Origin of the sequence: Daejeonella oryzae DSM 19973 (genome assembly GCF_000422945.1) — a bacterium.
Classification (GTDB): domain Bacteria; phylum Bacteroidota; class Bacteroidia; order Sphingobacteriales; family Sphingobacteriaceae; genus Daejeonella; species Daejeonella oryzae.
In genome coordinates this window covers 330148-350661 of sequence record NZ_AUHA01000002.1, presented here as the reverse complement: position 1 = coordinate 350661, position 20514 = coordinate 330148, and the positions used below count along the sequence as shown (strand labels likewise).

The 20514-nt window shown below is 38.0% G+C and carries 16 protein-coding genes; 6 read left to right on the top strand and 10 right to left on the bottom strand.

Annotated elements, in window-relative coordinates; all coding sequences use genetic code 11:
• Position 1 precedes the first annotated feature (1 nt).
• Both G521_RS0101775 and G521_RS0101770 read left to right on the top strand, forming a co-directional pair.
• On the top strand, positions 2 to 916 hold the full coding sequence (locus G521_RS0101775; RefSeq protein WP_026896980.1) for an NAD-dependent epimerase/dehydratase family protein: 915 nt from the start codon (positions 2 to 4) through the stop codon (positions 914 to 916).
• A complete protein-coding gene (locus G521_RS0101770) occupies positions 909 to 1964 on the top strand; it encodes an NAD-dependent epimerase/dehydratase family protein (RefSeq protein WP_026896979.1) in 1056 nt (351 codons plus the stop codon). The genes G521_RS0101775 and G521_RS0101770 overlap by 8 nt, the downstream gene beginning before the upstream one ends.
• A gap of 62 nt (positions 1965 to 2026) precedes the next feature.
• Here G521_RS0101770 and G521_RS0101765 read toward each other — a convergent pair whose 3' ends face one another.
• The 8 genes from G521_RS0101765 to rsgA all read right to left on the bottom strand — a co-directional run bounded on the left by G521_RS0101765 (position 2027) and on the right by rsgA (position 10010).
• Positions 2027 to 3106: a hypothetical protein gene (locus G521_RS0101765; RefSeq protein ID WP_051189374.1), complete on the bottom strand. Its 1080-nt coding sequence runs from the start codon at positions 3104 to 3106 to the stop codon at positions 2027 to 2029.
• A gap of 44 nt (positions 3107 to 3150) precedes the next feature.
• Positions 3151 to 3498, bottom strand: coding sequence for a cupin domain-containing protein (locus G521_RS16245; RefSeq protein WP_051189371.1), 348 nt, complete (start codon positions 3496 to 3498; stop codon positions 3151 to 3153).
• An 81-nt stretch (positions 3499 to 3579) separates the two neighbouring features.
• The gene (locus tag G521_RS0101755) at positions 3580 to 4536 is read right to left on the bottom strand and encodes a Gfo/Idh/MocA family protein (RefSeq protein WP_026896977.1); all 957 of its coding nucleotides are present in this window, start codon (positions 4534 to 4536) and stop codon (positions 3580 to 3582) included.
• On the bottom strand, positions 4533 to 5735 hold the full coding sequence (locus G521_RS0101750; protein ID WP_162141779.1) for a family 4 glycosyl hydrolase: 1203 nt from the start codon (positions 5733 to 5735) through the stop codon (positions 4533 to 4535). Before G521_RS0101750 ends, G521_RS0101755 begins: the two co-directional genes overlap by 4 nt.
• 13 nt (positions 5736 to 5748) lie before the next feature.
• Positions 5749 to 6846: a DegT/DnrJ/EryC1/StrS family aminotransferase gene (locus tag G521_RS0101745; RefSeq protein ID WP_026896975.1), complete on the bottom strand. Its 1098-nt coding sequence runs from the start codon at positions 6844 to 6846 to the stop codon at positions 5749 to 5751.
• A complete protein-coding gene (locus tag G521_RS0101740; protein ID WP_026896974.1) occupies positions 6833 to 7846 on the bottom strand; it encodes an ROK family protein in 1014 nt (337 codons plus the stop codon). The genes G521_RS0101745 and G521_RS0101740 overlap by 14 nt, the downstream gene beginning before the upstream one ends.
• A gap of 20 nt (positions 7847 to 7866) precedes the next feature.
• Positions 7867 to 8970: a 3-dehydroquinate synthase family protein gene (locus tag G521_RS0101735; RefSeq protein WP_081674999.1), complete on the bottom strand. Its 1104-nt coding sequence runs from the start codon at positions 8968 to 8970 to the stop codon at positions 7867 to 7869.
• Between the two features lie 119 nt (positions 8971 to 9089).
• On the bottom strand, positions 9090 to 10010 hold the full coding sequence (gene rsgA / locus G521_RS0101730) for a ribosome small subunit-dependent GTPase A (protein ID WP_026896972.1): 921 nt from the start codon (positions 10008 to 10010) through the stop codon (positions 9090 to 9092).
• Positions 10011 to 10357: 347 nt separating this feature from the next.
• Here rsgA and thrA point away from each other — a divergent pair, with 347 nt between their 5' ends.
• The 4 genes from thrA to G521_RS0101710 all read left to right on the top strand — a co-directional run bounded on the left by thrA (position 10358) and on the right by G521_RS0101710 (position 15795).
• Positions 10358 to 12808: a bifunctional aspartate kinase/homoserine dehydrogenase I gene (thrA, locus tag G521_RS0101725; protein WP_026896971.1), complete on the top strand. Its 2451-nt coding sequence runs from the start codon at positions 10358 to 10360 to the stop codon at positions 12806 to 12808.
• A gap of 16 nt (positions 12809 to 12824) precedes the next feature.
• The gene (locus tag G521_RS0101720) at positions 12825 to 13802 is read left to right on the top strand and encodes a homoserine kinase (RefSeq protein WP_407637144.1); all 978 of its coding nucleotides are present in this window, start codon (positions 12825 to 12827) and stop codon (positions 13800 to 13802) included.
• Positions 13803 to 13870: 68 nt separating this feature from the next.
• Positions 13871 to 15175 carry a threonine synthase gene (gene thrC / locus G521_RS0101715; RefSeq protein ID WP_026896969.1) on the top strand — a complete coding sequence of 435 codons (1305 nt, stop codon included), beginning with the start codon at positions 13871 to 13873 and terminating at the stop codon, positions 15173 to 15175.
• A gap of 5 nt (positions 15176 to 15180) precedes the next feature.
• A complete protein-coding gene (locus tag G521_RS0101710; RefSeq protein WP_026896968.1) occupies positions 15181 to 15795 on the top strand; it encodes an HAD family hydrolase in 615 nt (204 codons plus the stop codon).
• Here the strand turns inward: G521_RS0101710 and metF are convergent, their stop codons facing one another.
• Entirely contained in the window at positions 15796 to 16752 is a 957-nt protein-coding gene (metF, locus tag G521_RS0101705) for a methylenetetrahydrofolate reductase [NAD(P)H] (RefSeq protein WP_026896967.1), read from the bottom strand.
• Between the two features lie 5 nt (positions 16753 to 16757).
• On the bottom strand, positions 16758 to 20465 hold the full coding sequence (gene metH, locus G521_RS0101700) for a methionine synthase (protein ID WP_026896966.1): 3708 nt from the start codon (positions 20463 to 20465) through the stop codon (positions 16758 to 16760).
• Positions 20466 to 20514 lie beyond the last annotated feature (49 nt).

The window sequence follows — 20514 nt, the reverse complement described above, 5'->3', positions numbered from 1 at the left end:
TATGGGAAAATTGAAGGTTGGGATTACTGGGGCTGGAGGTTTTATTGGCACACACTTGAGACGTGATTTTAAGGATGAAATAATCAATACTGTTTTAATTACAGGAACCGATGAGAATGTTATTACCTCTACTGATTTAATTGTAGTGGACCTATTCGATATTAATCAATTGAGAAGAGTTCTATCCGATGTAAACGTGGTAATACATTTAGCCGGCCTTAACAGTGTTCGAGATTCATTTGAAAGCCCTATAGAAAGTTTAAGGGTAAATACTTTAGGAACAACATCACTGTTGAACGTATGTAAAGATATAAAGATTGATAAAGTGATCATCATCTCATCTGCAGAAGTCTACGGACGACCTATCTTCAATCCGGTTTCAGAGTATAGCTTACTTCAGCCTCTATCACCTTATGGCGTATCAAAGGTAGCTATTGAGCAAATAGCTTATGTGTATCATATTTCTAAATCTATTAAATTTAAAATCCTTAGACCATTTTCCATATATGGGCCCAGTATGTCCAAGAAATCATTAATGTATGATGTTTATAAAAAAACATTAGAAGGGGGTGATTTAAGACTATTTAACCTTTCTTCAGTTAGAGATTATTGCTATGTCGGTGACTTGGTGAGGGCAATAAAAAACGCATTATTATCTGAATTTAAAGGTTTCGAGATATTTAACATTGGAACGGGTATTGGGACGAGCGCAAAACAAATAGCAACAATGATTCAAGAAATTATGCATACCTCTGGAAATATTTGTGAAAACTCCAAATCTGACCGACCGAGATTTGCTGATATTGATCTTTTAATATCAAACAATATGAAAGCAGAAACGGAATTGGATTGGAAACCGGAAACATCATTAATAAATGGGCTGAAAAAAACTATCCTATCATTTCAGAATGAATAAGAAAAGAGTTCTAATTACCGGCTCCCAAGGCTTTTTGGGAAGATACCTTACTTCTTCATTGTTAGCAGAATTTGAGGACATACAAATTTTGGGGATTGGCAGGTCCGAAGAGATTCCTAGGAGCTTCACACATTCGGTTCATATAAAAGGTAATATACTATCAAATGCGCCACTCCCTGATGAACTCCTCAAATTGTTAGAAAACGACAAATACAGATATTTACAGGCGAATATTTTGGATAAGACAAAAATAGAAGATGTAATGCTTGATTTTAATCCCACAGAAATTATTCATCTGGCGTCTGGACTGAAAGGCGATGGGTATGGAAAGTTGTTTAGCACAAACATTCAAGGAACCCTTAATTTGCTTTGGGCTTGTAATAAACACTTTAAAAATATTCCTTTTGTAGCAATCTCGAGCGGTGGTATTTATGGATTACCCTCAAAAATTGAAGACATTCCTTTCAAAGAGTCAGACATCTGTAATCCCGCCGATCTATACCAATTTGCAAAGGCAACCGAAGAAACTATAGTTAAATCTTTTTGTGAACAATTCCATATTCCCTATTTAGTTTTAAGGGTGTTTAATATTGTTGGACCAGGCCAGGATGAGCGTCATGTATGCGGACGATTTGTAAGTGAATTATTAAGAATCAAAAATGATCCATTAATAACTGAATTGCAAACCAGTTCCTTGGATTCTATTAGAGATTTTGTGGATGTCAGAGATGTTGCAAGTTATATAGCATTACTTTTAAATAGAGGAAATTATAATGAGACTTATAATATTTGTTCGGGGGTGCCAGTAATGATAGACAGCATTCTTAGTGAATGCTTGAGATTAATTTTTGATAAAAAGAAAGACAGCTTTGAGATAAAAACCACCGAATTGGCACTCTTAAATGGTAAAATTGACCATCATTTAGGTGATAACTCTAAAATTCTAAGTACAGGTGGAATGATAAAACATAATATCTACGAAAGTATTAGCGATATGGTTGGTTACTATAACAATCTTTATACTGTATGTGAACCCAAATCAGTGTAGATTTGGAATGACAAGCGAAGTTTCCGCCTTACCTCTGTGTGAAGATTTGTTCTGCAATCTTTTTAGAAAGTCCTATCAAGAATGCGATTTATTGCTTCAACAAAATATTCTGAATTATTTAACAATGTCTTAAATCGATTTTGTCCGTTACGAGCGATATCTTTATATTGGTTGTAATTAATGGAAATATCTTCTATTTTTTCCTGCAGATCTGTTAAATCCCATGATACTGGTATGTAGGTTTCATTTGGAATAAATACATTTGGGTATGTAGTCAGATGATCTAATGAAGGTTTTACCAATATCGCTCCAGCGATAAAGGTTTCAAAATCACGATAACAAATTTCGCCAAATCCAAACGGACTCAAACTGATTTTAGCTGATTGTAATTCTTTGAAATATTTTGCCTTTGTTATCCTTCTGCCTTGTGCAATTTTTAAATCGATATCATTTAGAATAGTAATAATTTTATTTCTTTGAAGAGAAACTTCAATATTGTTTTTATAAGCAGTAGTTCCTCTGAATGCGACATCAAGATTTCGTTTGGCATTAATGTCAGTATATCTTGGGCTATAAATCTTATAGCTGAGATAGTTACTTATTGGCATTAATCTATTTCTAATGTAACGATAATCGTAGACGGAGGTATTCCACCCAGCTTTTATTTTGTGAAGTTCATTTGCCGGACAAGGTATGAAGGGAGTTACCTGTGTTTGTTTTATAGTTGAATTTACCCAAATACGTAAATCAGCAGTATTAACAGGCTCTTTATAATAATCCATCTTTTTTAACACTTGTTTCTTTACAAACTTATCAACATGACCTATAATCGGAAAATCTGCGGAGCCGGAGGACGCAGCTTCGTCAAACCAAATCAGTTCGCCGGCATAATTTTTTAAATCTGATAAATATTTTATTAATTCACTTTCATTTTCAGGAGTCCTTTTCTGAATATTCTGCCAACCTTGTTCGAAGTACCTTGAAAAAATAAAAATGTTGTCTGAGTTCCGAAGCCTTTTGTCTTTATGGCTAAAGTATATTTGAACCTTAATACCATTGTTCTCCAATTGGTTTTTCCATCGGTAAAAAGGATGTAAGCCTCGTTTCCAGTTTGGGTTGGCTAGTATATTGAATGATATCATAACTGTACCTAAAATTAATTGTAATGAAATAAAGCTAATTAGATTTAATGAACTTGGGTTTCAATTACTACAAAGCAAATTTCTTCACTTCCCATATTTTTTATTTGATGAGTTCCACCAATGGGATTCACTATAACATCACCTTTTTTAACTATGTAATTTTTTTCATTAACTATCATTTCACCATTTCCGGATATTATTATATAAATTTCCTGACTATCAGTGAAATGAGTGTGCTTACCAATGGTGGAGGCCACGGGCATCTTGACAAAGTCTAAAAAATTAAAAGCAAAATTTGAGGATAAAGTAGCCACCCTTAAAGAGTAAATCGGAGCATTACCATTGTGGGCGATCTCGAAATTATAATCTTGATCTTCAAATGAGTACTTCATAACTTTTTTTTTCTTCTTTAGCGTTACTGTAAAGATTATATTATCAACAGATTATACATTGCAACCATATTTTGCAAATTATTATATTGAATTAGATGTCACAAATTCTTTAATGTTGACGACACTTCGTGTTTTGATTGATAAATTTACAGCGTCTACTAAGAATTGGGTATCTAATGCATCTTTTATGTCAGAAAGAACCAATTGTTGCTTGTTTTCTATAACAGCGTTGAAAAATGTTTTAGTTTCTAAGTCGAATATATCCTGAGCAGATAAAATCGGAAACGTTTGATTTCTTAGATTGAAATCCCACCCTTCTAATGAAATCTTATCTTCTTCAGTAAATAAATCCATCCCTATTTTTTTTGACTTTGCGTCGCAACTGTAAAGGATATTTCCAACTTGGCCTTTTATAAACTTGAGGTTAACACTTATAGTAGTTGGAAAACTATAATTACTTAAGGCACAGTTTGCAAAAACTTCAAATACATCTCCAATGAGGTAACGATATAAATCAAATAAATGGGTGGCTTGTTCGTTTAAAGGGCCTCCAGATTCATTAATATTTTCCCACCAGGGAACTTTGTACATTTTGTTTATCCAATAACTTGAAACGCCTAAGAAGGGAAGGTTTTTTATATGTTGTATAGATGCTCGATATCTGTTCATATATCCAACAGCATTGATTATTTGTTTTGTTTCTATCTCTTTAATTATACGGGTTATTTCGATTGCATTTATTGAAAGTGGCTTTTCAACGAAAAATGCCTTTTTGTGTTTAACAGCAATTGAGATATGAGTTAAGTGCAATGAAGGAGGAGAACAAATAAAAATTATATCGATATTATTCCATGGGAAATTATCGATTTTATCTATCGCTTGAGAGTTGGGGAATAATAATTTGAAATCTGAAAGCATTTGATTGTTGATATCAAACGCTGCCAATATATTTTGATTGGCATTCTTTGTAGCTTCCGCCCTGATCTTTCCCATCCTTCCACAACCTATTATTCCAATATTTAGCGTAGGTCGGTTCATGTTCTATTATATGTTTTTAAAATAGATTTACAAATAGCTTTTACGTTGGAAGAAGCAACCAACGGGTCTGAATTTAAAACACTACTTATATTATTTGGTGATGGATCCATTGCTGCTTTAAAAGTAGCTTTTTCATGTTCCACAAAAATTTCTAGCCATTTCCTTACCTGTGCAGGAGGTTTCGCGGATTTAATCAACGTAATTTTATCATTTGAAACATAAGCTTTGCTTTCAATTGTAAGAGTATTTATTGTTGGTTTATTAATAATAAGAATGGCAGATTTAGAAGAATTGATGCTTTGTAAAACAGGAATTATTCCTTTTCTATACCAATCCATGGTTCTGTGTTTTAGACTTACCGGCGATTTAATGGGGTTTAGGATAAGTTCATCAATTATGCTTTCCCCAATAAGCTTTACTTGATTTGCCCTAACTTGATTAAAGTGAGCCTTATAAAATAAATGGAAATATTTTAGGGGAATAGCTTCTAAGTTTTCTATCAAGGAATTATGAAATCCATCGAAACCTGAAATAGAGATGCGATCTAAAAATAAAGGCATGACGTCCTGTCCTTGTAGCTTAATTCCATGGATAAATCCTCTGTGATTCAAACCCGAATATTCCCAATGCAATTGTTCGGTTGGGATTTTTAATATATCTGCTACTTTATCCAAAGTAACAAGTGGCAATTCGCAAATACCTAATATATTTGATACACCTTCATGATGCAAAATAGAAACGGCAATACTTAATGGATTTGTTAAATTGATTATTAATGCTTCGGGGCAAAGCGAACTGATTTTTCTTGCTAATACTTTTAAATCAGAAGCCATCCTTAATGCTGATTTTAATCCAGAAGGTCCTAACGTTTCGTCAGAAGGAACGCCCATTTTACTAGCAAAAATCTCATCATCTAATCTGCCCTCTAACCCTCCATATCTGCTCTGATGAATAACTACAGAAGAACCATAAAGGGCATGATTTATATTAGTGGAAAAATCCACTTTCCAGCCAATCTTATCAAGATTAAAACGACTATACTCAAATAAAAGTTGGAGATTTCTCTCATTCCGTCCAAAAAGAAAAAGATGGTAGGGGCCTATTTGATTTTCTAAATTACCCTCACGAATACAATTGATAAGCTCTACTGTAAACGGACTACTACCACCAAGTATCGTAAGTTTGCGCAAGGATTTCATTTTGCTGAAATTTTCAGAAAAAATGTTTAACATTGTCACACACATAATCGATCTCGTCTGTGCTCATATCGGGCCTTATCGGTAAGCATAAAAGCTCATTGGCAAGTTTTTCGGCAACCGGGAATTGATTTTTTTTCCACCCTTCTTTCTCGAAAGCTTTTTGTAAATGGATCGGAGTTGGATACCTAACTATTGTATCAATATTTTTTACTTTTAAAAATTCCTGTAACTCATTCCTTTTTTCGGTTCTTATGGTTAAGAGGTGATAAGTATGAAATTCATTGGAAGCTCTTTGCTGAAATTTAATTGGAAGTTGGCTTAATTGTTTATAGTAACGATCGGCAATTTGGTTTCGGGCGATATTCCACCCAGATAGAAAAGGCAATTTCCAATCCAAGATTCTGGCTTGTAAAGCATCAAGCTTGCTGTTGAATCCCATCACTACATGATTGTTTTGCCCCTTTTGTCCCAAGCTTGAAACCTGTTGACATTTTTCAAACAATTCAGCATCATTAGTGACAATACAACCACCATCTCCAGCAGCAGCCAAATTTTTACTCGGATGAAAGCTATAACATCCGATTTTGCCAAAAGTACCAACATTCTTGCCATTCAACTTTGAACCGTGTGCTTGTGCGCAGTCTTCGATGATATAAATGTTATGCTTACTTGCAAGCTCGGTAATTTGCTCCATTGGCGAGGGTTTCCCATAAAGATGAACAGGGATGATCGCTTTACATCGGCTTGAAATGTTCTCTTCGATCTGAGCGACATTCATTAAGAAAGTGTTTTCATCAGCATCTACTAATACAGGTGTAGCGCCTACAAATTTTATTGCCGCAACAGTTGCATTAAACGTGTTAGCTTGAGTGATTACTTCATCACCAGGACCTATATTCAAAACTTTCATAGCTAATATTAAAGCATCTGTGCCCGAATTGGTCCCACATGCAAAACCGGCTTGGATGAAATTTGAAAAGTTATTTAAAAAAACTGTAACCTCTTTGGTAAGAACATAATCACCATTTAATATCATTCTTCTAAGGTCTTCGAACAATATATCATGGTCAATTCCGAATTGTTTAGAATACGCGTACCTAGTTATTTTCATAGATTGAGCTTCTTACTGTTTCTGAGAATATGCCCGCTCCCAACAAACCCATTTCAGTGTTTTTAGGGCCTAACTTTATCATTTCATTCCAATCCTGCCCTAAATCCCAACAGAAGTCTTTAGCAAAAGTTGCCAGTATCTTTCGATATGGTTCACCTAAGGCAATTCCAAAACCGCCAATGATTATAAATAGTTCAACTCCCGTGGTAGTATGTATCAGAGCAATTGCTTTGGCTAGTTCTTTGGCTGATTTGTTTATTACGACTTTTGTCCACTCATCTTCTTCCAAATATGACTCTACAAGCAATTCGTTAGTTATAATAGCATGATTGCCCTTTGTGCGTTGAGCTATCAAAGACTTTTGAAAAATTGCGGGATATATTTTAGCTTGATTTTTTGCCATGGCTAACACTCCTCTACCCGATGCAATTCCTCCTAAATGTCCTTTCCCTCCACATTCACACTTAAAAGCATCTTTAGAATTATCGGTCACCCAATGCCCAATCTCACCACCGCGTCCCGTCTCACCAGTATATGGTTTCCCGTTGATAAAAAGCTTACTACCAATCCCAGAGCTAACTGTAATTACACAGAAATCTTGACTGTATTTACTACACAAGAAATAGCCTGCAGCTGAAACATCATTTATAATATTCACTACTGAATTTGGCCAGACGCTTTTTAGATCTGAAACAAAAGAGGAGTTAGCTATAAATTTGTTACCCCAGATTGTGGGAGTACGTAGAATTTCACCATCTAAAGTGATTGGACCCGGGAAGGCAATTGTAACTACTTTTGGAGAACATTCCGGAAATATTTTTTTTGTCAGTTCCTCCATATTGGTGATTAAGTAGTTGTAATAAATTTCACTTTTATCGTTTGTATTCCAAATAGTTGGAGTTGGCTTGTTTATAACTTCTACAAGCTTATTCTTTCTGAACAAATATCTTCCAGCACGTAAATTAGTTCCTCCTATATCAAAAACTAAACAATCAATCATGATTTTTAACTCTTATTTGATTAAATTACATCTGTAGCTAAGATATTAACAGCATATTCAATGTCATCCAAGCTTAACTGATTAATAAAAATAGGGGAACCAATTTTCTGTAAAGCTACAATGTTGAAATTTCCGCCTTTATGTCTACTAATGAAATCCTTTTGATCATATAACTTTTGCGATGTAAGTAAATTGTGCCAAGAGGGCAGTTGTAATTTGTCATAAATCAATTGAAAATCTTCATAATCACTTTGATCCATTAATCCCTTCTTAAAGGCAATATGGTTTGATAATAACATGCCTATTCCAACCGCCTCCCCATGCGAGAGTTCATGATTGGTTATTATCTCAATTAGATGCCCGAATTCATGACCATAATCTACAATTCGGTTTAAATTATCTTCAAATAAATTGCTTCTAAGTTCAGATAACATAAAAGCTATTGACCTGTCTATTAGTTCGATTGCTTGACTATCAAAATCTTTATTCAAAAATTTGGACATATTCCTTTTCAATAAATTCCAAGTATCAATGTCTTTCAACGCTATGATTTTTATCATCTCAACTAAACCGCTTTTAATTTCTTTTTTTGAAAGACTTTGAAGAAAGCTTAAGTCTATAAGAACTGCTTCGGGAGGACAATAAGTGCCTATTGAGTTTTTGCTTCCAGCAAAATTAATTCCATTTTTAACTCCCACTGAAGCGTCAATAATTCCAAGAAGTGTTGTTGGTATTTTAATACAAGGAGTGCCACGTCTTAATAAATTTGCGCAGAGGCCGCCCAAATCACAGATGATGCCACCACCGAAAGCGATAATAGTATCGCGACGGCTAATTTGGTGTTTGAAACAGAAAGAACTAAAATCCATAATAGATTTTATGTTTTTCTCGTGTTCTGTGATTGTTAGATAGAAATAATATGCTTCTATATGATGTGCGATAAAATAATCTTCAAGCTGTCTGACGTAGTGATGTAAATTAGAGTCGATTATGCAAAAGGCTTTTCTCGTTTTAATATAGTCAGCTAGAATCGGATTATCCAATTTATATAAATTAGAAATCCTTCTTACTTCATATTGTATAGAATTCTCAACTGACATAGTAAATCTGAATTCTGTATTCATTATAACTTTTACAGGTGTAATTAATACTTACAATATATTTATTTTATTTTAAATTCATATAATAATTTATTAAATGATAATTAGTTAATAAGAGGCCTTAATTTAGTTACATGAATATATTAATTCCTTGTTTCATTACCATGATAAATACTCAGATAACTTTCATATCTGGAGGGATCAATTTCACCTTCTTCCACTGCAGAAAGTACTGCGCATCCGGGCTCTGTTAGGTGTCGGCAATTATGGAATTTACATAGGCTCATTCGCTCTCTTATTTCCGGAAACAGCGGCCCAAGCTCGGCTTTTTCAATATCTATCACACCTAATTCGCGTATGCCGGGAGTATCTATTAAATATCCGCCGAAAGGCAAAGCAAACATTTCGGCAAAGGTTGTAGTATGTTTTCCTTTGTCGCTCCAGTCAGAAATTTCACCTGTTTTGAGTTCAAATCCCGGAAGCAGTGCATTGATTAATGTAGATTTTCCAACCCCGGAATGACCGGTTACCAGCGTGACTTTATCTTTTAGCAAAGCTTTAATATTTTCCAGATTAGTTCCTTCGGTAGCCGAAACACTGTAGCAGGGATAGCCAAGTCGCTCATATATGGATTGATATTCTGCAAGTATTTCAAGTCCTTCGTTGCTGAAAAGGTCCAGTTTGTTAAAGATTAATTTAGCCGGAATATGATACGCTTCGGCGGTAACTAAAAATCGGTCTATGAAACCTAAAGAGGTTCGTGGCGAGGCTAGGGTAACAATAAGAAATGCCTGGTCGAGATTTGCGGCAATGATCTGCGATTGCTTGGATAAATTTACCGATTTGCGGATAATGTAATTTCTGCGCTCCAGTAATTTATTGATTACGCCGGTCTGCTGTTCGGGTTCCGGTTCAAATTCTACCCGGTCTCCAACTGCAATGGGGTTTGTGGTGCGAATCTCCTGTGTACGAAATTTTCCCTTAATTCGGCAATTAACGCTATTCCCTTCCGGGGTTAATACCTCATACCAGCTTCCGGTTGACTTAATAACTAATCCTTGCATATAATGCTGTAAAAGTAGGAAAACATTTTTTGTTACACCTTAAACGCTTAATTAAGAACACTTCGTTTTAAATCAGGTTGATCGAAATTTAATAGCTACATGCGGATGAGATTTACATTAATTTTAAATTAATCCAAAAATAATCTTTGACTTAGAAATTAAACAGTACTTTAGAGTGTACAAAGTACAACAAGTAAAAAGCATGCTTAACAACCTGATAACTATTATGATTACAATTACATCAACAACCGGGGAATTTCGGCTGGGGAGATGCTAATGGTATAATTGAAAAATAAATACAAAAAAGCGCCCCCACCCAGGGGCGCTTTTTTTTTTAACCTTAAAATATGAATATTTTAAAATTTGGCGGCACCTCAGTTGGTTCAATAGAAAGCATCACTGCATTATTAGGAATTTTAAAAAAGGAGCGGGAAAAGGCCGAAAAACCTGTAGTAGTTTTATCGGCCATGAGCGGGGTCACAAACCTGCTTATTGACATGGCCCAGAAAGCTGCTCTTGGTCAGGATTACAGTACTGAACTTGAAGCCATTGAGTACCGGCACTTCGAAACTCTCAGAGCTTTACTTCCTGCCTCGGCTCAAAATCCGGTTTTAACCCGTCTTAAAATTTATTTTAACGAGCTGGAAGATCTGCTGCAAGCCATCTATAATTTACAGGAGCTGAGCCTGCAGGCTAAAGATTTGGTGTTAAGCTATGGCGAGCGCTGTTCTACTTTTATGATCTGCTGTATTGCAAAGCAGCAGTTTCCGGAATCTGAATTTGCTGATGCCAGCACCTTTATTAAAACCGACAATAACTTTGGACAGGCAAAAGTTAATGTAGAACTCACAGACCTATTGATTAAAGATTTAATCAATCGAAATCAGGGGAAAATGCTGTTTGTAACCGGATTTATAGCAAGTAACGATACTAACCGGGTTACTACTTTAGGAAGAGGAGGAAGTGATTATACTGCCGCTATATTAGGATCGGCATTGGATGCCGAAGAAATACAAATATGGACTGATGTAAACGGAATGATGACCGCCGATCCGCGGATGGTTAAAAAAGCTTTTTCATTGCCTGAGCTTAGCTATACCGAGGCCATGGAACTTTCGTATTTCGGAGCAAAAGTTATTTATCCTCCAACCATGACGCCTGCTTTCCTGAAAAAAATCCCCATCGTGATCCGCAATGTTTTTGATACGGATTTTGAAGGCACATACATCAGACATGGCGCAAAACCATCCGCTCTGCCAATTAAAGGAATCTCTTCAATTGACGAGATCAGCATCATTAATTTAGCCGGAAGCGGAATGGTTGGGAAGGCTGGTTTCAGTGGCCGACTTTTTTCTCTTTTATCGCGTGAGCAGATTAATGTAGTACTGATTACACAATCCTCATCAGAACACAGCATTACATTTGCAGTAAAACCCGCCGATGCAGTTAAAGCTCTTGAACATATTTCAAAGGAATTTGATCTTGAACTGAAGGCAAAAAAGCTGGATGAACCCGAAGTAGAAAATGGACTTTCTATTTTAGCCATAGTGGGCGAGAATATGAAACGGACTCCGGGGATTTCGGGAAAACTGTTTCAGGCGTTGGGAAGAAACGGCGTAAATGTTCATGCCATTGCTCAGGGCTCATCCGAATACAATATATCTGTTATTATAGCTCATCAGGATCTGTCAAAAGCTGTAAATGCCGTACATGATGCATTTTATACCGAGCTTAATAAAACACTCTATGTGTTCTGTTTAGGAACAGGCAATATTGGCAAAACATTGTTTAAGCAGCTTCAGGTTCAGATGCCTTTTCTGGCAGAGAATAATGATCTGCAGGTAAAAGTTGCGGGCATCAGTAACACACGTAAAATGCTTTTATCGCCTGAAGGAATTTCGTTAAACAATTGGGAAGATGCTCTGAATCATCAGGGCGAAGTAGCTGATCTGGATTCTTTTGTGGCTCAAATGAAAGCGATGAATTTACCTAATTGTGTTTTTGTAGATAATACTGCAAGTCCGCAGCCCGTTCCTTTTTATCAGTCAATTTTTGAGGCAAGTATTTCGGTAGTTACCTGTAATAAAATCGCCAATTCGGCCAGTCTTGCACAATATGAAAAATTAAAAAATACAGCCAGAAAATTTGGGGTAGATTTTTATTATGAGACCAATGTGGGCGCAGGTTTGCCCATCATTCGTACTTTAAAAGATCTGATGATGAGCGGTGATAAAATTGAACAGATTGAAGCCATTTTATCCGGAACAATTTCTTACATTTTTAATCATTTTAAAGGGGATAAGGCATTTCATGAAGTTGTAAAAGAAGCTCAGGACAAAGGATATACAGAACCCGATCCCCGGGATGATCTGAACGGGAAAGATTTTATGCGAAAAATGCTGATCCTTGCCCGTGACGCCGGTTATCCTCTTGAAGAAAAAGATGTGACTATTGAATCTATGTTGCCCGATGCATGTTTAAAAGCATCCACAGTGGCTGATTTCTATCAGCAACTGGAGCTGAATGCAGATTACTTCAATCAATTAAAACATCAGGCTTCCGAAAACAAAAAAGTGTTAAGATATATCGGTAAGCTGGACCATGGCAAAGTTTCTATAACGCTGCAGATGGTTGGAGAAGATCATCCGTTTTATACCCTTTCGGGAAGCGATAATATTATTTCATTCAGCACCGACCGGTATAAAGAACGACCCTTGGTGGTAAAAGGTCCGGGAGCCGGTGCCGAGGTAACAGCTGCGGGAGTTTTTGCAGATATCATTAATGTAGGAACTCATTAGTTTTAAATGAAATTGCATGCTAATCAATATGGAAATAAATCCTCTCAAGAAAAAAGCCAATATCAGTTCTGAAATTTCTGTTTTTGCCCCGGCTACTGTGGCCAATGTAGTTTGCGGATTTGATGTTCTTGGATTTGCCCTGAATGAACCGGGCGATGAGGTTAGAATGAGATTAACAGAGCAGCCCGGAATCAGGCTGCTTAAAATTACCGGCGATGATGGTCGACTTCCGCTAAATGCAGCAAAGAATACAGTCAGCGCCAGTGTTCAGCATTACCTGCGCCATTTAAACCGTCCTGATATTGGGCTTGAAATCGAGCTACACAAAAAAATGCCAATCGGAAGCGGACTGGGTTCAAGTTCTGCAAGTACCGTAGCAGGTTTATTTGCTGTTAACCAGCTTATGGGCAATCTGCTCACAGCCCGTGAATTGGTTCCTTTTGCCATGAAAGGCGAAGAACTTGCCTGCGGTTACGGTCATGCCGATAATGTGGCACCGGCATTAATGGGCGGCTTTGTGCTCATACGCAGTTATGATCCGCTGGATTTGATCGCCCTGCCAACACCTTCCGGATTATATGCAGCGGTAGTTTATCCCGAGGTGGATGTGCCAACAAAAGATGCAAGGCAAATGATACGTTCTAAAATCCAGCTCAAGGATGCGGTTATACAATGGGGGAATGTTGCCGGCCTGGTCAGCGGTTTGTTTCTTAATGATATTGATTTAATCGGCAGAAGCATGAAAGATGTGCTGGTTGAACCGGTCCGCTCGATTCTTATTCCTGATTTTTATAAGTTACGTGAACTGGCTATGAAAGCTGGGGCTGTGGGTTTTGGGATTTCGGGTTCCGGCCCTTCTGTTTTTGCTTTGGTTAAAGATGAAGAAACAGGAAGGAAAGTTACATCTGCATTGCGAAAGCATCTGGAAAGTATAAACATCAGGAGCCTGGCTTACATTTCTACAATTAATAACGAAGGACCCAGGGTTTTATAAAAAACTAATAAATACCTGCCACATGTTTTTCAAAAACTTGTAATTCATTCAACGCATAAATCAACAAAATGGAATTTTACAGTACTCAAAATAAAGCGCTTCGGGTTTCTTTTAAAGAAGCTATTTTCAATAGTCTTCCTCAGGATAAAGGTTTATATATGCCTGCTGAAATTCCATTTCTGAAGCCGGAATTTATTAAGAATCTGGCTGATTATTCTTTTCAGGATATTGCGTTTGAAATAGCTTCGGCTTTTTTAAAGGATGAAATTCCTTCACAAATTTTAAAAAAAATTACGGGTGATGCGATAAATTTCCCGGCTCCGTTAATTCATCTGGAGGATAATCTGTATGTGCTTGAGTTGTTTCACGGACCATCTTTAGCATTTAAAGACTTTGGCGCCCGTTTTATGAGCCGGATTATGGCTCATTTTTTTAAAGAGGGGGAAAAGGAATTGAATGTATTGGTTGCCACTTCGGGCGATACTGGCGGAGCGGTCGCCCTGGGATTTGCAGGTGTTCCAAATACTCAGGTTACCATTTTATATCCCAAAGGTAAAGTAAGCCCGATTCAGGAATTACAATTAACCACACATGGGCAGAATATCAGGGCGGTAGAAATAGAGGGAACATTTGACGATTGCCAGGCTTTAGTTAAACAAGCTTTTTCCGATCGGGAATTAAATGAGAAATACAGGCTGACATCTGCTAATTCAATCAATATTGCCAGGCTTATTCCGCAAACCTTTTACTACTTCAATGCATATTCTCAATTGCTTAAACAGGGTAAAAAGTATGTAGTATTTTCTGTGCCAAGCGGTAACTTCGGAAATATAGGAGCGGGCTTGCTGGCCTGGAAAATGGGTTTGCCGGTTAAACAATTTTTAGCGGCTACAAATGTAAACGATACGGTTCCGGCATTTTTAACGCATGGAAAATATCAACCAAAACCATCTGTTCAAACATTTTCTAATGCCATGGATGTGGGTAATCCCAGTAACTGGGTTCGCATAATGGATTTATTTGATGAAAATGTCAGCGATTTAAAGAAGCTGGTTACCGCATACAGCTTTACGGATGAGGATACGATTGAAAGCATACGGCAGGTTTACAAAGATTACAAATATGTGGTTTGTCCGCATACCGCAATTGCCTTCCGGGCTTTACAGAAATGGCAGATTCATCACCCTGAAGATAAAAGTGCGAATGTCTTTTTGTCAACTGCTCATCCCTGCAAATTTCCGGAAGTTTTTCCAGACAATATTTCCCGAAGCATTAGGGTACCTGAACAGGTTAAAGAATTGGAAAGCAGAACAAAATTAAAGGTTGCTATTAACAATGATTTTGAGGATTTTAAAAAGTATATGCTGAAATAATTTATATGATAAATACAATTGTTTTTGATTTGGGAGCCGTCTTAATTGACTGGAATCCTGTTTATTTATACGAGAAACTGTTTGCTGATGAAAAGGAAATGCAGGATTTTCTCGATACAATTTGTACTCCAGACTGGAATGAAGAACAGGATGCAGGGCGTTCTTTAAAATTTGCTACCGATACCCTTGTTCAGGAATATCCGGAACATGAATCAAACATCAGAGCTTTTTACGATCGCTGGGAAGAAATGCTGGGCGGAGAAATAAGAGGTACCGTAGAAATATTCAGGCAATTAAAAGCAACAGAAAAGTATAAAATTTATGCTTTAACAAACTGGTCGGCAGAAACATTTCCGCTCGCTTTAAACCGTTTTGAGTTCTTGCACTGGTTCGACGGCATAGTGGTTTCCGGAACCGAAATGAATCGAAAACCATATCCTGAATTTTATCAGATACTGACAGACCGGTACCAGGTGAAACCTGAAGAACTTCTGTTTATAGATGATAATCTCCGGAATATCGAAGCCGCCCGGCAAATAGGCTGGGAGAGTATTCATTTTATTTCACCGGAACAACTGAATACTATTCTTAATCAGAAAGGGTTACTGAACGGATTTTAATCAGAAAATAGCTTCCGCGATTTTTTTTGTTGGTCCCGGATTACTCATCGTATAAAAATGAAGTACTGGGGCTCCATAGCTCATCAGTTCTTTACACTGGTTGATCATCCATTCAATTCCAACTTTTTTTACATCCGCCTCTGTTTTGCATTTCTGTATTTCCTCGCTCAACTCTTCGGGAATATCGATATGAAACATTTTAGGTAAACTGATTAATTGTTTGGATGAAGTTATAGGTTTTAAACCCGGAATAATCGGAACATGAATTCCGTTGTCGCGGCATAATTTAACGAAATCGCAATACTTAGAATTATCGAAGAACATTTGGGTAACAATAAATTCGGCACCCATCTCCACTTTCTTTTTCAGGTATTTAAAATCTGATTTCATATTGGGGGCTTCAAAATGCTTTTCGGGATATCCGGCCACGCCAATACAGAAATTAGTACTGAAAGAAGTGTCATGATCTTCGTGAAGATAGTTTCCGTTATTCATATTGTAAACCTGTTCAAGCAAATCGGTTGCAAAAGCATGACCACCCGGAGTAGGAATAAATGAAGTATCTGCTTTGCGGGCATCTCCTCTTAAAACAAGCACATTGTCTATTCCCAGAAACTGCAAATCAATCAGGGCATTTTCTGTTTCCTCTTTTGTAAAACCACCGCAAATTAAATGCGGAACAGCATCTACTTTATAACGATTCATGATTGCAGCACAAATGGCTACGGTTCCGGGGCGTTTTCTGTAAGATACTTTTTCAAGTAAGCCGCTTTCATGCTGTTTATAAATATAATCTTCCCGATGGTAGGTCACATCAATAAAAGGGGGATTAAATTCCATCAAAGGATCTATTGCATCATAAATTCCCTGGATGCTTTGTCCTTTAACCGGCGGCAGCAGCTCGAAAGAGAAAAGAGTTTTACCTCCAGCGTTTTTTATATGGTCGGTGATTTTCATTTATTTTAATAACCTAAATTAGGACTCAGCCATTTTTCGGCTTCGTCAATAGACATGTTTTTGCGGATTGCGTAATCTTCAACCTGGTCTTTACCGATCTTTCCCAGCCCGAAATAGCGTGATTCCGGATGAGCAAAATAAAAGCCGCTGACAGCCGAGGCCGGGTGCATGGCAAAATTATCTGTCAGATGAATTCCTGTTGTTTTTTCTGCATCCAGCAAATCAAACAGGGTGCGTTTTTCGGTATGATCGGGGCAGGCAGGATAACCCGGTGCAGGGCGGATGCCGGCATATTTTTCTTTGATCAGTTCTTCATTAGTGAGGCTTTCTTCAGGAGCATAAGCCCAGAATTCTTTACGCACCAGCTCGTGCATCCGCTCTGCGAAAGCTTCTGCCAGACGATCTGCAAGAGCTTTTGTCATAATGCTGTTGTAATCATCATGATCTTTCTCAAATTCGGTAACCAGCTCGTCGCAGCCTAATCCGGTTGTAACCGCAAATCCGCCAAAGTAGTCCTGTATTCCACTTTCTTTAGAGGCTACAAAATCCGCTAGTGCGTAATAAGGTTCACCGGCAACTTTTTCTGACTGCTGGCGAAGTGTATGGATAACCGCTCCCGGTTTACCCGAAAGATTAGAGTCTAAAACAATATCATCACCAACAGAGTTTGCCGGCCAGAAACCAATAACACCGTTTGCCCTTAATAATTTCTCATCAACAATCTTTTTTAAAAGTAATTGGGCATCATCAAAAAGCTTTTTTGCTTCATCGCCTACAAAGCTGTCGCTGAAAATTTTCGGATAACTTCCCCGTAACTCCCATGTGTGGAAAAATGGCGTCCAGTCTATATATGGCACCAATTCTTCAAGAGGGTAATCAGTAAACGATCGTGTTCCTAAAAAAGCAGGTTTTGGAGGTGTATGTAAATCCAGATTAATTCTGAACCTGTTGGTCCGGGCTTCGCCGATGCTTTTAAACCGCTTGTCAGAACGCTTGTTTAAATGATCTTCGCGGGCTTTGTCATATTCGCTACGTGTGTTATCGATATATTGCTTACGATTTTCATCGCTCATCAGCGTGCTGCAAACGGTCACACTTCTGGAAGCATCCAGAATATGTACGGTTGGCCCGGAATAATTGGGTGCAATTTTTACAGCTGCATGAATGCGGGAAGTGGTGGCTCCGCCAATAATCAAGGGAATTGTGAACTCCTGCCGCTCCATCTCTTTTGCAAAATGAACCATTTCATCCAGAGAAGGAGTGATCAGCCCGCTTAAGCCAATAATATCCACATTGTGATTTTTAGCTTCTTCGATTATTCGCTGAGCCGGAACCATAACCCCCAGGTCGATAACCTCGAAATTATTACAGGCAAGAACTACACCCACGATGTTTTTACCAATATCGTGAACATCGCCTTTTACAGTTGCCAAAAGTATTTTGCCTGCATTTTTACGCTGGTTGCTGTCTGCATTGTTTAATTTTTCTTCCTCGATAAATGGAAGCAGATAGGCTACTGCTTTTTTCATAACCCTTGCAGATTTAACCACCTGGGGCAAAAACATTTTTCCCTGACCGAACAGATCGCCAACTATTCCCATTCCATCCATCAGCGGACCTTCGATTACTTCCAAAGGTTTGGGATATTTCTGCCGGGCTTCTTCCACATCATCATCCAGGTAATCAATAATTCCTTTGACAAGTGAATGAGATAAACGCTCTTCTACATTTCCCTTGCGCCATTCCTCATCTTTAACCAAAACTTTTCCTTTGGTTTTAATTGTTTCAGCAAAATCTACCAGGCGCTCGGTAGCATCGGCACGGCGGTTTAATAAAACATCTTCAACAAGTTCCAGCAGGTCTTTCGGAATTTCTTCATACACTTCGAGCATTCCGGCATTTACAATTCCCATGTCGAGGCCAGCATGAATGGCATGATACAAAAATGCTGAATGCATGGCTTCCCTGACCGTGTTGTTTCCCCGGAAGGAGAATGAAATATTGCTTACGCCGCCGCTTACTTTAGCAAGCGGCAGATTTTCTTTAATCCAACGGGTTGCATCAATAAAATCGACCGCATAATTAGCATGTTCTTCCAATCCGGTGGCAACCGTCAGTATATTGGGGTCAAAAATGATATCCTGAGCGGGAAAATTCAGATCCTTAACCAAAATATCATAAGATCGCCGGCAGATTTCTTTCCGGCGTTCCAGTGTATCGGCCTGTCCCAGTTCATCAAAGGCCATTACTACTACTGCAGCTCCGTATTGTTTGATTTTAACGGCGTATTCTTTAAATTTTTCTTCCCCTTCTTTCAGCGAGATGGAGTTTACAATGCCCTTTCCCTGAAGGCATTTTAAACCTCCTTCAATTACACTCCATTTGGATGAATCGACCATGATCGGAAGTTTGGAAATATCAGGTTCTGAAGCGATCAGGTTTAGGAACTCAACCATTGCCGATTCAGAATCGAGCATGCCTTCGTCCATATTTACATCAATGATCTGGGCTCCGCCTTCTACCTGCTGGCGGGCTACAGAAAGTGCTCCTTCAAAATCTCCGCTTAAAATTAGCTTAGAAAATTTAGGAGAGCCCGTTACATTGGTTCGTTCCCCGATATTAACAAAATTGGTTTCGGGTGTAAGGGTTACTGGTTCTAATCCGCTTAAGCGAAGAAAAGGTTTTATAACCGCAGGAGTTCGCGGAGGATATTTAACTGCCTTTTCGGCGATGAATTTGATATGTTCAGGGGTAGTTCCGCAGCATCCGCCCACTATATTTACGAAGCCGCTCTGCATAAAGTCTTCAACCAGATGAGCAGTTTCATGAGGAACCTCATCATACGCTCCAAACTCGTTAGGTAAACCTGCATTTGGATAAGCGGAAATATAGCAGGAAGCTTTATCTGAAAGTTCCTCAATGTGCGGACGCATTTCTTTTGCGCCCAAAGCACAGTTTAACCCAATGCTCAGCAGGTTGGCATGACTTACCGAATTCAGAAAAGCTTCAACAGTTTGTCCGGAAAGAGTACGGCCGCTGGCATCTGTAATGGTGCCCGAAACCATGATTTCAAGCCTTCCGTTAAACTTTTCTCCCAAGGCAGAAGAATTGGATTTCTTTAATTCCTCTTCATATTTTTTGATTGCAAATATCGCGGCTTTTGCATTCAGTGTATCAAAAATAGTTTCGATAATTAATACGTCTGAACCACCATCAACAAGTCCGCGGACTTGCTCGTAATAGGCTTCAACTAAATCGTCAAAAGTAACGGCACGATATCCGGGATCATTAACATCGGGAGATAAACTGGCGGTACGGTTTGTAGGACCGATGGCACCGGCTACAAAACGCGGCCTTGACGGATTGTTTTTTGTAAACTCATCCGCTACCTCCCTGGCTAAACGTGCACCTTCAAAACTAAGTTCATAAGCCAGTGATTCCATCTGGTAGTCTGCCAGAGAAATACGCTGTGTACTGAATGTATTCGTTTCTATGATATCTGCTCCGGCTACCAAATATTCTGCATGGATGGCCTTGATAATATCGGGTCTGGTGAGATTAAGGAGATCATTATTTCCCTGAACATCGCATGGATGATTCTTAAAACGTTCTCCGCGAAAATCGTTTTCTTTTAATTTATAGCGCTGAATCATGGTGCCCATTGCCCCATCAATTACTAAAATTCGCTTTTTTAATTCTTCTCTGATATTCATATTTATTTGATATGAGATTTTAGATATGAAATCCAAGCGGTTCCAGAAA